The organism is Neobacillus dielmonensis (assembly GCF_000612665.1).
Taxonomy (GTDB): domain Bacteria; phylum Bacillota; class Bacilli; order Bacillales; family Cytobacillaceae; genus Neobacillus; species Neobacillus dielmonensis.
Genome location: NZ_HG942029.1, coordinates 58,662 through 70,484, shown reverse-complemented (window position 1 = coordinate 70,484; position 11,823 = coordinate 58,662). Strand labels below are relative to the sequence as shown.

The 11,823-nt window shown below is 41.7% G+C and carries 9 protein-coding genes; all 9 read right to left on the bottom strand.

Features of this window, described 5'->3' with window-relative positions; translation table 11 throughout:
* Positions 1–28 precede the first annotated feature (28 nt).
* Positions 29–922: an ABC transporter permease gene (locus BN2425_RS02600; RefSeq protein WP_042454695.1), complete on the bottom strand. Its 894-nt coding sequence runs from the start codon at positions 920–922 to the stop codon at positions 29–31.
* A 19-nt stretch (positions 923–941) separates the two neighbouring features.
* Complete coding sequence (locus tag BN2425_RS02595; protein ID WP_042454693.1) at positions 942–1,883, bottom strand: ABC transporter permease; 942 nt, start codon at positions 1,881–1,883, stop codon at positions 942–944.
* Positions 1,884–1,963: 80 nt separating this feature from the next.
* Positions 1,964–3,532 carry an ABC transporter substrate-binding protein gene (locus BN2425_RS02590; protein ID WP_235714557.1) on the bottom strand — a complete coding sequence of 523 codons (1,569 nt, stop codon included), beginning with the start codon at positions 3,530–3,532 and terminating at the stop codon, positions 1,964–1,966.
* A gap of 76 nt (positions 3,533–3,608) precedes the next feature.
* Positions 3,609–4,913 carry an aspartate aminotransferase family protein gene (locus tag BN2425_RS02585; protein WP_042454689.1) on the bottom strand — a complete coding sequence of 435 codons (1,305 nt, stop codon included), beginning with the start codon at positions 4,911–4,913 and terminating at the stop codon, positions 3,609–3,611.
* Between the two features lie 287 nt (positions 4,914–5,200).
* Positions 5,201–6,556 carry an FAD-binding oxidoreductase gene (locus tag BN2425_RS02580; RefSeq protein ID WP_042454687.1) on the bottom strand — a complete coding sequence of 452 codons (1,356 nt, stop codon included), beginning with the start codon at positions 6,554–6,556 and terminating at the stop codon, positions 5,201–5,203.
* Between the two features lie 79 nt (positions 6,557–6,635).
* A complete protein-coding gene (locus BN2425_RS02575; RefSeq protein WP_042454684.1) occupies positions 6,636–7,967 on the bottom strand; it encodes a sigma 54-interacting transcriptional regulator in 1,332 nt (443 codons plus the stop codon).
* 273 nt (positions 7,968–8,240) lie between these two features.
* Entirely contained in the window at positions 8,241–9,440 is a 1,200-nt protein-coding gene (locus BN2425_RS02570; RefSeq protein WP_042454682.1) for an MFS transporter, read from the bottom strand.
* Positions 9,441–9,452: 12 nt separating this feature from the next.
* The gene (locus BN2425_RS02565) at positions 9,453–9,872 is read right to left on the bottom strand and encodes a MarR family winged helix-turn-helix transcriptional regulator (RefSeq protein ID WP_042454680.1); all 420 of its coding nucleotides are present in this window, start codon (positions 9,870–9,872) and stop codon (positions 9,453–9,455) included.
* 192 nt (positions 9,873–10,064) lie between these two features.
* Complete coding sequence (locus BN2425_RS02560; protein WP_042454678.1) at positions 10,065–11,534, bottom strand: alanine/glycine:cation symporter family protein; 1,470 nt, start codon at positions 11,532–11,534, stop codon at positions 10,065–10,067.
* Between the last annotated feature and the right edge of the window lie 289 nt (positions 11,535–11,823).

The following is an 11,823-nucleotide window of genomic DNA, read 5'->3' as shown; positions in this document are numbered from 1 at the left end:
CCATTTTCTTTCACGGAATGACGGTATTCTATTTCGTGCTGGATTGCGGGTCGATTAAATCCCGCAGTCCGTCACCAAGTAAATTCAAGCCCAGCACGGATAAAATAATAAACAGCCCTGGAAACACGGTCATCCACCAAGCGGTATAGATAACGTCTTTTCCATCGGACAGGATATTCCCCCAGCTCGGGTCTGGTGCCGGAACCCCCGCTCCCAAGAAGCTCAATGTTGCCTCCACAATCACGGCTTCTGAAAAAACAAAGGTCGCTTTTACAAGCAGCGGTGAAATGGTATTTGGGGCAATATGCTTCCAAATAATCCGCGCTGCGCTTGCCCCCTGGCTGCGGATGGCTTCAATATAAGTTTCCTCCCTGACTACCAGTGCCCGTGACCGGACAATTCTGGCGACCTCCGGGGAAAATACGATGGTCAATGCGATAATGACATTTTCAGTTTTTGCTCCGAGTACCGCCATTAAGGCTATAGCAAACAAAATAGCCGGAAAGGCAAGCAGCCCATCGCAAATACGCATCAAAATGTTGTCCAAATAACGATAGTAACTGGCCGTCAAGCCAATCGCCAATCCAATAATGGATGATAGCAGAGCGGATGCAAACCCCACCCACATCGAAACCTTTGCTCCATAAATAATTCGCGTTAACAAATCACGGCCAAAGTTATCCGTTCCCAGCAAATGATGGGAACTAGGCGCCTCCAAACGCTCCTTTACCACCATTTCATAAGGATCAAAAGGAGTTAATTTTGGCCCTAAGATAGCAAGCAATAGCAACAAAACAATGATGATACTGCCTGTCACCATCAATTTATTAGATAGAAACCGACGCAGTAAAAGCGAGCGTTCTTGTTTCTTTAAATCATGTTTGACTCTTTTTGGGTTCACATTTACTTCAACAACGTTCATGTCTTATCCCCCTTATGTCCTAATAACCTACACGAGGATCGATGAGCATATATAACAAATCAATCACCAAGTTGATTATTACATAGAAAAATGCCACCATTAAAATGACTCCTTGGATAACGGCATAGTCCCTGCTTTGAATGGAATTTAACACTAATTGGCCGATGCCAGGAATATTAAAGATCGTTTCAATGACAACAGCTCCCGCTAACAGCAGCCCAAATGTTTGTCCAACAACCGTTATGATTGGAAGCAATGCATTCCGCAATGCGTGAACATAAATGATAGAACGTTCTTTAACCCCTTTCGAACGGGCTGTTTTGATAAAATCGGCATTTAACACCTCTAACATCGATGACCTTGTCATGCGGGCTATCAGGGCGGATTGGATGATTCCAAGGGCTAGTCCTGGCATCAACAAGTACTGTAAATAATTCCAAAACCCGGTGCTTAGGGGCTGATATCCTGCCACAGGCAGCCAGCCAAGCTTAACTCCCAAGACAAGCATGAGAATTAAACCAAAAAGGAAACTAGGAATCGCCATTCCTGTTAAGGTAAAGCCCATCACAAATTGGTCCATCAACGACCCCCGATGCTTTGCTGCTAAAATCCCTACCGGCAACGCTATGAGAATGGCAATCAATTCAGCCAGAACAGCAATTGAAAGAGTCGGGCCTAAGTGTTCGACAATCGCTGTGGTTACTGGCATATGCATAAAATAGGAATCTCCTAAATTCCCCTGCAGCACATTGATTAGCCAATGAAAATACTGCAGATACAATGGATCATTAAACCCCATTTGCTCACGTAATGCTTCGATTTGTTCTGCTGTTGCTTCTTGCCCTAGCATAACGGAAACAGGATCACCTGGTGTTAGATAAATAAGCAGAAAGGCAACAATCGAGACAACGAATAAAACGGGAACAAGGGAAAAAATACGTTTTAATATGTAGATATACATGTTCTTCCCCCTCTCACCTTACTTTTATAAGCAATTACATAACACCCTCCCGCGCAATAGCACCGGGAGGGCAGCTAAAATTATTGAACAGATGTATTCCAAACCACTGGACCTTGGAAAATCGTAAAGCCTTTTACATTGCTTCTTGCTGCTGCAACCAAGCTGTAGGTTCCGAATGGAGTAACGGGAACATACTCATTTGATGCATACTCTTGCAGTTCAGCCCATAATGGCTGTGCTTCAGCAACAGAAGGAGCTGCGTTGATTTTTGCCAATAGATCGGCAATTTTTGCATCATTTGTCCAACCATGATCATTTGGATTCAAGTATAAAATTTGCGCAGGAGTTGTAACTGTTGAGTAACCTGTCACCAAAATATCCCATGCTGATGGGTCTTTTCGTTTCTCCAACAACGTTGGCCAGTCAAATGTCTCAAGTTTCGCATTTACGCCAAGCTTACTTAATTGGCTCTGCAGGACAACCGCAGAATCATAGTGTTCACTGTAATCACTTGTGGCAATGATCTTAATTTCCTGGCCGTTATAACCAGCTTCCTTCAACAATTCTTTGGCCTTCTTGGCATCATTTTGGTTATAGGATTCAAGCCCTTTTTTGGTGTACCAGTCTTTTTGGTCTTTGCTCATATAACCATGGTCTAGGTTAAACAATTCTTTATGCGAGAAGGTTGCTAACATAATATCTTCTGTATTGATGGCCGCATTGATGGCCTGTCTCATTTTTTGGTCTGTGAATAAACCGCTTTTTTTGTTATAAACAGCCATTAAATTACCATATTGGTCTGGGTAGGTTGTAATATTTTTGTCCTTTTTCACCGTGTCATATTGTTCAAAGTACACATCGGTATTAACATCGTACTCACCTGTCTGGATGGCTGATAAACGAGTTGCTGCGTCTTTTACAATGTAGAAATACACATCATCTACAAGCGCTTCTCTTTTTCCTGCCAATCCGTCAGCTTTTCCTTCTACCGGTTGATAGTCTTTATTTTTTGATAAGTGGATGTATTGGTTTTGTTTTACCTCTGCCACCTTGAATGGACCAGTGCCGATAAATTCTGTCACGCCTTCAGGAGTTGCTTTATCAACAATTTCCTTAGGCATAATCGCCGGGAACTGCTTGGTCGAAGCAAGGATATTTAACACGCCTGATGATGGCTGCTGAAGCTGCAATGTCACTGTGTACTTATCTTTCGCTTCAAATACAGCGTCACCAAGGAGATCCTTGGCCACAACTGACGCTTCTTTCCAACGGTTCATGGAAGCGACAACGTCCTCTGATGTCATCTCTTTGCCATTATGGAATTTAACGCCTTCTCTTAGGACAAATGTATACGTTTTTCCATCGTCACTAAGGTCTACTGACTTCGCCAGCATTGGCGTAGGTTGAAAATTGCCGTTTGGTGTTACCAACGTTTCAAATACATTTCTTGCCACTGTCGCTGAGTCCACTGAGTTGGTTGCCACTGTATCAAGTGTTGGCGGCTGTGCAGACAACGTAAGTTTTAACTCACTTTTTCCTTTGGAACTCTCTTTCGAACCCGTAGAACTTCCTGTTGTCTCACCCTTGCTGCATGCAGACATAGCAAGCAGCAAAACGAACGTAATAAGTATTAAAAACTTATTTTTCATTTTCACGTAAAATCCCCCTTATTCGTACCTGTCATTTATTTGTGGCAATACTGCCGTATTCCTGTTTGCTGTATTTTTATACAGTTTCTAAAACCTCTTCGAGCACATCAAGACCATGGTCAATTTGTTCCTTGGTAATTGTAAGCGGCGGAATCATACGAATGACCTCTCCTGAATTACCGCACAAGTAAAAGAGAACTCCCTTTTCAAGGCATTTATTTAATACTTCCATCACCTTGGCACCGCTTGGTTCCCCTGTTTCAACATCTTGAAGGGCAATTCCAATCATTAAGCCAATACCGCGAACATCGGCAACGACTGGGAACTTCTCCTTCATTTCGTTTAACCGTTTAAGAGCATATGCCCCCATTGCCTGTGTATTATCCAACAGTTTTTCTTCCTGGATCACTGCTAGTGAAGCTCTTGCTGCAGCACAAGCGATTGGGTTGCCTCCGAATGTTGTTCCGTGTGAGCCTAATGGCCATTGCGACATCAGTTCCTTTGACGCAACGGTTGCACTTAACGGAAGTCCTGCGGCAATTCCTTTGGCGATGGCCATAATATCTGGTTTTACATCAAATGTTTGCGCGGCAAACCAGTTTCCTGTCCGGCCAAACCCGGTTTGAACCTCATCAAATATGAGCAGGATCCCGTGCCGGTCACAGATTTCCCTGACTTTTTTCAACCATGCTTTTGGAGGTATGATATATCCGCCTTCACCTAAAATTGGTTCGACAATCATGCACGCAACCTCTTCTGGAGTGACTTGATGCTTAAATAGGGTGGCGGCATCCTTTTCTAGCTTCTCTGGAAAAAATACTTCCGGGTCGGCTCCTTCAGGCAAATAGTCTGGGTGTGCATATGGCAATTGATAGGTAAGCCAAGATGGCTGCAGATATTTTCGATACTTGCTTTTAGAAGTAGAAACACTTAATGACCCGATGGAACGGCCATGAAAACACCCCGTAAACGAAACAACATATTGGCGCTTTGTCACATGCTTGGCTAATTTCATTGCCCCTTCGATCGCTTCCGTACCGCTGTTAGCAAAGAAGAAATTATCAAGCTTTGGCGGCAAGATGGTTTGCAGCTCTTGGGCTAACTTTAAAATAGATTCATAGATGATAACCCCTGAAGGCCCGTGGACTAAATGATCGACACTGTCTTTGATTGCCTGGACCACTTTCGGATGTCTGTGCCCGACATTTTCAACGGCAATTCCTGATGTAAAATCAAGATATTTAACCCCATCAGCTCCGTAATAATAGCACCCCTCTGCTTTTACAACCGGCAAATTGGGATGATCTTTCGCCATACTTGGAGCAAGAAAATTTCCAATCGAATCTACTAACTCCACCCAATCTGGTTCTAGCTTTTCCATTTTGAAGACCCCTTTGATGAAACATCGTGAATTTGTTGTATTAAATAAATTGATAGAAAAGTATAAAATACGCAACTATTCATAATTGAATAATTATACAAAATTGTATAGCCATTATACGACAAATAAAACAATTAGACAATATTATTTTATAATTTTCAGTGATTTATTTTTATTCATTTTTGAATATGAATATAAAAAGAAGCCAGGCAGATACCGGGCTTCATTGAAATAACAAAGTATTTTTATGTATCGGAGAGTTGATCTTAATAGATTTTCACTCTACTTTATGAAAAGATTTTACCTGGGTTTAGAATCCCCATCGGGTCCAATAGCTGTTTAATATTTTTCATGATACCAAGGGAAGTACCATGCTCTGCTTCTTGAAATTTTCTTTTTCCAAGTCCTACTCCGTGTTCTCCCGTACACGTGCCGCCTTCTTTAATAGCACGTAATGCCAGTAAGTCATTAATTTGTTCCGCTTTCTCTCGTTCCCCTTTAACCTTTGGATTAAATACAATCAAAGTGTGAAAATTGCCATCGCCAATATGACCCCAAACTCCACCTTTTAATCCGCTCTCGTCTATCAGTTTACGGGCATATGCCACAAGATTCGGCACCTTTGAAATAGGCACACAGACGTCAGCCCCCACCTCATCAATCCCGCTTTGATGCATAAAGGCGTATGATAATTCATGCCTCGCCTTCCAAATCTCCCTCTGCTTCGCTGGGTCACTTGCTGCTTGCCAATTTTTTGCACCAAGGTCCCCCAAAATTTCAGCAGCTAATATGGCTTCTTCCTCAACCGCAGTTTTCGAGCCTGCGAATTCGATAAATAATGAATGATTCACCGGAAAATGATAATCATTATATCGATTAATTTCACTGATGCTGGCTGCATCAATGAGTTCCATTCGCATGACAGGAATCCCGCTTTGCAGCATGCAATGGGCAGCTTGTCCGCAAAGCTCAAGTGTATCAAATGTACAGGTTGCCATCATTGTGTGCTCAGGAATTCCATGGAGGCGCAGCGTGATTTCGGTAATGATCCCGAGTGTTCCTTCTGAGCCCGCAAAAAGACCGGTTAGATGATAACCCGAAGAAGATTTCTTCGCTTTTGTACCCGTATGGATGATCGTACCATCCGCTAAAACCACTTCTAAATCCAATAACTGATCTCTCATTGACCCATATCGAACGGCTGTTGTTCCGCTAGCATTTGTCGCCACCATCCCACCTATGGTTGCATCCGCACCTGGGTCGATTGGAAACATAAGTCCATGACGATTCACGATTTTGTTTAGCTGCATCCGGGTCATTCCGGGTTGGACGGTTATGAGCATGTCTTCAGGTGAAAAGTCGAGTACCTGATCCATGTTTTCGAAGTTTAAGGAAATGCCTTTCTTCACCGGAATGGCCGCCCCTTCTAACCCCGAACCAGCTCCAAATGCAGTGACAGGAACTTGATATTCCCTAGCAATCTCCAATATGGCTTCCACATCCTCACGGCACGCAGGGAAACATACTACATCTGGTTCTACCGAAATATGTGGTGATTCGTCATGGCTATGACGGAACAATTGTGTTTCACTCTGACTTACCTTTTCACTGCCTAGCTTTGAAATGAGCTGCTGCATATACATACAAATCCACCTTACCTATTATTAACCCTATACACCTCATAAACTGCAGAGCATATATAAAGCAGCCTTCCGTTAGGGCTTATTCATTAAAATATTTCTTCATCTTCCGGACAATGGAAGGCTGGCTAATCCCCAAAGCTTTTGCCATTTCTGTTGTGGTTTTGTATCGCCTTTGTGCGCTGCACAGAACTCGTTTTTCGACTTGGTCCAAAATCGTCTGAAGCGTCCGCCCTTCGATTTCCAGCCCTTCGATTTGGGAGGGTTGCTTTCGGTATTCAACGGGCAGGTCATCCTTCGTAATGATTGGACCTTCGCTTTGGACAACCAGCCTTTCCATAACATTTTTCACTTCCAAATGATTTCCGTACCATTCCAAATGCAGTAATTCGTGAAACAAATCGTTCGATAATTCTTTTTGTACTAGATACTTATCGCAAAATTTTCTGAAGTACTGCTGAATGACCTCTGTTAAATCTTCCAGCCTTTCGCGCAAAGGCTTGATTGTAATCGGGACGACATGGATGAGATAAAACAAATCTTCCCGCAACTGTTTTTGGTTCATTAGCTCTTCCAAGGATTTTTCCGTCGAGCTAATCATTCGAAAATGGTCCTTTTGCTGCCGGAGTGCTTTTACTAATATCGTTTGGGCTGTTAATGATAATTCATCTATCCCTTGCAAATACAATGTTCCATTTTGAGCCATTTGCAAATACCCGATTTTTTTTGTGGCATCCGGTTTTGAGCCTCCCAGCAGCTCATATTCAAAAATGGCCTCTGGTATGGTTCCACAATTCACCTCGATAAACGGACCGTCCGACCAACGGCTTTGTTTATGGATCCATTTGGCTAACAGGGATTTGCCAACCCCATTTTCACCGTGCAGCACGACCGATACTGGGAGAGGGGCCACCTTAGCGATGGTCTTAAGCACTTGTTTCATATATTTGCTTTCAGCAATAATGCCATTTACACTTAAGGTCTTCTCCCGCAATAATTCCAGCTCTTCCTTTACCTTGGTCATCTCGCCTTCAAGTTCATTTAAGTAATCTTGAATGACAAGCAGATCTGACACTTCATAGGAATAGCTTAAAACGTACTCCACTTCATTATGTTCGTTAAATAACGGAATCCCGGTAACCAGGATTTTTCGTTTATCTAATGTGGTTTGAATAACGACAATTTTCTTTTTTTGCTGCATAACTTGTGGAGTGATTGCAGGAGAAAAAATCCCCCTCTTTTCTAAATCATAGACAGATTGCCCCAACAAATCCCTTGAGGTTATCCCATATTGCTGCCCGCTGATATGTGTAACCTTAATGATTTTACCAGTCCTGTTGGTAACAATGATATCCTCGTCATATGAATCTATTATTTCTTCTTCAGCATTTGGAAGGAGATATAAACCATCCATAACACCCCTCCTAACAAAGTTCCCCTTAAATCTTAGGGCTACTCTTCAGCCCCATATGTATTCATAATTATTAATTTTATTTAATAATTATTTATTTTTGTATAAATAGTGTACATTTTGATTTCTAAATATTCAAGTTTGTTATTATCTTCAGAAAAAATGTAAACCAGTGGCAACAGTCTTTAACAGCTTTAAGCGCAAATAAAAAAGGCCTCCCACCAGTTCAGCAAACTGGTGAAAAACCTTATGTTGGTCATTCCTATTCAGTTCAAATCAAGCCGCATCCACTTTAAGTTGAGAAGCGGGCTTTCTTTTGCCATGCATGAAATAATAAAGAATCGTGCTTGCTAGGACGATTACCGCCATGATGAGATATAGATTGCGATAACCGGTTAACGGGATAATGTACCCTAGAACATATGGACCAAATCCCAGTCCGGCATCTAAAGCGATAAAGAACGTCGATGTCGCTAAGCCCATTCGCTCGCGCGGTGTCACTTTCACGGCAATGGCCTGTGTACAGGATTGCATATTACCAAATCCAAATCCAATCAAGACACCGGCAATTAGTAAGCTAATACCATGGTTAGCAGTGCTTAATAAAAATAACCCTGCTGCAAAAAGAATAAAAGCCGGATACATGACATAATTGGCACCTTTTACGTCCAGTAATTTTCCTGTAAAAGGACGTGACACCAAAATAGCTACCGCATAGACAATAAAAAAGAAACTTGCCACATCTACTAGGTCAATTTCAATTGCGTAAAAGTTGATAAAAGATAAGACGCTCGAGTAACCCAAGCTGACAATTAACGTAACCAATGCAATCGGCAGCGCTCTGGGCTCAACAAAGTCAGAAAGTTTGAATCCTTTTGACTCTGCTGGTTTGGTTGAAGCTTTCATTTCTGGCACATTCATAAAAAGAGCAATGATGAAGCTGATTACTCCTAATACTAAACAAAAACTAAAGATCGTGGTGAAGCTAGCATGCTGGCTCATGTAAATACCAATGAAAGGGCCAATAGCGGTTGCCAATGTGGTACTCATGCTGTAGTAACCGATTCCTTCTCCCTTACGTACGGCTGGAATAATCAGGGCCACGATGGTTCCTGTTGCAGTACTTGCAACCCCTAAAGCTAAACCATGTACGAACCGAGTAAACAGTAAAAAGGACGTTCCTAAGTCAATAAAGTATAAACCTGATGCTAAAATACAAAAGATAAGTCCGAAAAACATCGTTTTCTTCGTGCTGACCGATTCGATCATACGGCCGATGATCAGGCGGCCAATTAAGGTTCCTATAATAAAAATCCCTGTCGCAAGGCCGGCTTGGCTTTCACTGGCATGATAGTGGTTGACTGCGTAAACCGCAATGGTCACCAATAATAAATAAAAAGTTAAGTATAAGAAGAAGTTTACAGACGAAATGATGATAAAATCCTTCGTCCACAATTTGGGTCGTGTTTGTTCCAATCTCTCCATCTCCTATTGAATGATATTTGTTCGTATGGCATCCATCACACGGATGGCTGTTAGCTGATCGTCTTCGGGAATTCCCTTTAATATATCTTTTTCGTATTCATCAACTGTCATGCGAACAGTTTGATACATCTGTTTTCCAGATTCCGTCAGTTGCATCTGCCTTTTTCGTTTATCCTTTCCAGGTACCTGTTCAACATAGCCTAATTCTTCGAGTTGACTGACAGTCCTGGTAATCGTTGGTTTCTCCACACCTTGGTAATTGGATAGTTCAACTAGGGTAGCAGTGCCGAAGTTTTCTAAATAATAGATGATCGTCCATTGTGCCCTGTGCAAATCATGCTTACTCAGCTCGATGTTTAGTCTTTTTTCAAAAGGACGATATAGCATTAATAGTTGATGAAAAAATTTTTGGGAAAGCTTCATGATCATCACCGCCTAAATTAGTTACCAAGGGTAATAGTTATCAAAAGTAACTTTATTACCTTACCAGAATACTGCAAATGTGTCAATAGTGTGAACAAGGTTTTAACTTGAAGGAAAACTATTTTGGATTCAGCAAAACCCAGCTTTACAACAAAAAACCACTTCCTAAATTCGTTAGGAAGTGGTGAATCTTTATGAAACGTTCTGCTTATCTTTTTTGGATTTTTCGTAGCCATTTTCCCAGAAATCAGCATTCTTTATTCCATACTTAGAGGAATTGAACTCTGGGTCTTTTCCTTGCTTTAATTGCTCTTCATAATCTTTTAGAGCAATATTGGCTGGTTTAAATAACAAAACAATCGCAATTAAGTTCAGCCAAACCATGATGCCAAGTCCGATATCCCCCATTGCCCAGGCAGTTGATGCTGTTCTTACTGCTCCAAAGAAAGTAGCTGCTATAAGGATCAGTTTTAACAGAACAAATGCTTTTCCTCTGTGTTTGCCGCGTACCAGATAAGCGAGGTTGGTTTCTGCAATATAGTAGTAAGCATAAATCGTCGTAAAGGCAAAGAAGAAAAGGGCAATCGCGATAAATCCTGGCCCGAAACCTGGAAGGATGGTATCAACAGCTGCCTGCGTGAAACCAGGTCCTGGTTCAACCCCTTTAAGGGTCTCCGTTATAAACTTCCCGGTCTTTTCATTGATAACATTGTATTGATTGGTAAATAAAATCATCATGGCAGTCGATGTAACGACCAAGAATACATCTAAATAAATGGAAAATGCCTGGACAAGTCCTTGTTTGGCTGGGTGGGATACTTCAGCTGCTGCGGCTGGATGGGCACCCGTACCCTGACCAGCTTCATTGGCATATAGGCCGCGCTTTACGCCCCACATAACAGCTGATCCAATAATACCACCAAATACTTCTTGAGTACCAAAAGCACTTTTAAAAATAAGTCCAAATACTTCGGGAACTTTTTCAAAATTAACTACGACAATGGCTAGCGCAATTAACAGATAACCAGCCGCCATAAACGGAACAACCAATTCTGCCACTTTAGCAATACGCTTAACCCCACCAAAAATAGTTAAAGCAAGCAGTATAACAACAACTAGACCCGTAATTGTTTTGTTAATGCCAAAAGCATTGTGTACACCATCTGCAATGGAATTTGCTTGGATTCCCGGCATTAAGACAGCCATCGCGAGTAGTGTTGCCACTGCAAAAACCACGCCGAACCATTTCCAGCCAAGTCCTTTTTCTATGTAGAAGGCCGGACCACCTCGATACTCTCCGTCCTGCTTTTCTTTATAAATCTGAGCAAGAGTGGATTCCACAAACGCTGAAGCAGCACCGACAAAGGTAATGACCCACATCCAAAATACGGAGCCTGGTCCTCCATAAGCAATACCAGTTGCAGTTCCGGCGATATTTCCCACACCGATACGGCCTGACAATGACATCGCTAACGCCTGGAACGAGGAAACACCCTCATCGGAACCTTTCCCTGAGGCCAGTTGTTTCACCATTTGTTTGATATGACGAATTTGCAGGAATCTGGTGCGAAAGCTAAAATACAAACCGCATAAAACAATGAACGCAATCAATACAGGGCTCCATAACCATCCGGTAATGGTATTGACAATTTGATCGATCATGAAATTCCTCCCTTTCTTTTCATCTATACATATGTTTGATTATAAATTATGACGGAAAGCTATATCAATTGTTTTTTTGGACAAATAAGAATCTTTTTAATATTTTAATTAGTTAAATATCTTTATATCACCAAAATTCCCTCTCTTTAGTATTGGGCTCCCCTATCCCACGTGTTTCACCCTAAAAAGCACAATAATGATTTTGTGAAGATAATTTAAAGTTTGTGAAAAGTATGTACTTCCGCTAACGGCAGTTTAGTTGAAGAACATTGTTTAACTTATATTCAAC

Bases quoted from the DNA above. Each gene is read 5' to 3' on its own strand.
- BN2425_RS02580 (WP_042454687.1), bottom strand. From the start codon at position 6,556: ATGTATATGCAGCAGCTCATTTCAAAGCTAGGCAGTGAAAAGGTAAGT.
- BN2425_RS02565 (WP_042454680.1), bottom strand. From the start codon at position 9,872: ATGAAGCTTTCCCAAAAATTTTTTCATCAACTATTAATGCTATATCGT.
- BN2425_RS02600 (WP_042454695.1), bottom strand. From the start codon at position 922: ATGAACGTTGTTGAAGTAAATGTGAACCCAAAAAGAGTCAAACATGAT.
- BN2425_RS02595 (WP_042454693.1), bottom strand. From the start codon at position 1,883: ATGTATATCTACATATTAAAACGTATTTTTTCCCTTGTTCCCGTTTTA.
- BN2425_RS02575 (WP_042454684.1), bottom strand. From the start codon at position 7,967: ATGGATGGTTTATATCTCCTTCCAAATGCTGAAGAAGAAATAATAGAT.
- BN2425_RS02585 (WP_042454689.1), bottom strand. From the start codon at position 4,913: ATGGAAAAGCTAGAACCAGATTGGGTGGAGTTAGTAGATTCGATTGGA.
- BN2425_RS02590 (WP_235714557.1), bottom strand. From the start codon at position 3,532: ATGAAAAATAAGTTTTTAATACTTATTACGTTCGTTTTGCTGCTTGCT.
- BN2425_RS02560 (WP_042454678.1), bottom strand. From the start codon at position 11,534: ATGATCGATCAAATTGTCAATACCATTACCGGATGGTTATGGAGCCCT.